Origin of the sequence: Stenotrophomonas sp. A3_2 (genome assembly GCF_036624925.1) — a bacterium.
GTDB classification, from domain to species: Bacteria; Pseudomonadota; Gammaproteobacteria; order Xanthomonadales; family Xanthomonadaceae; genus Stenotrophomonas; species Stenotrophomonas hibiscicola.
The window spans coordinates 1-349 of sequence record NZ_JAZKVY010000242.1 but is presented as its reverse complement, the minus strand read 5'-3'; the positions used below and the strand labels follow the sequence as shown (position 1 = coordinate 349).

At 74.5% G+C, this 349-nt stretch carries 1 protein-coding gene; it reads left to right on the top strand.

All coding sequences use genetic code 11. The annotated features are described in order from the left end of the window. Positions 1-349 (top strand): ATP-binding protein (locus R5H29_RS09850; RefSeq protein WP_332329117.1); only part of this gene is annotated, 349 nt, incomplete at both ends.

Sequence of the window (349 nt, the reverse complement as noted above, 5' to 3'; positions counted from 1 at the left end):
AGCTCTCGCTCGACGGTACGCTGAATGCGGTCGCCGGCGTGCTGCCCGCCGCCATGGCCGCCGGCGAGGCGGAGCTTGGCCTGATCTGTCCCGCGTGCCAGGGCGGCGAGGCCGCCTGGGCCGGGACCGCGGAAGTGCTCGCCGCCCCGAATCTGCTGACCCTGATCAACCATTTCCGTGGCAGCCAGGTGCTGACCCCGCCCCAGCCCGGGGGGCTGGCCGGCGCCGGGCACGTGCCGGATCTGGCCGACGTGCGCGGCATGGAGACGGCGCGCCGGGCGTTGGAGATCGCCGCCGCCGGCGCCCATAATCTGCTGCTGATCGGGCCCCCCGGCGCCGGCAAATCCAT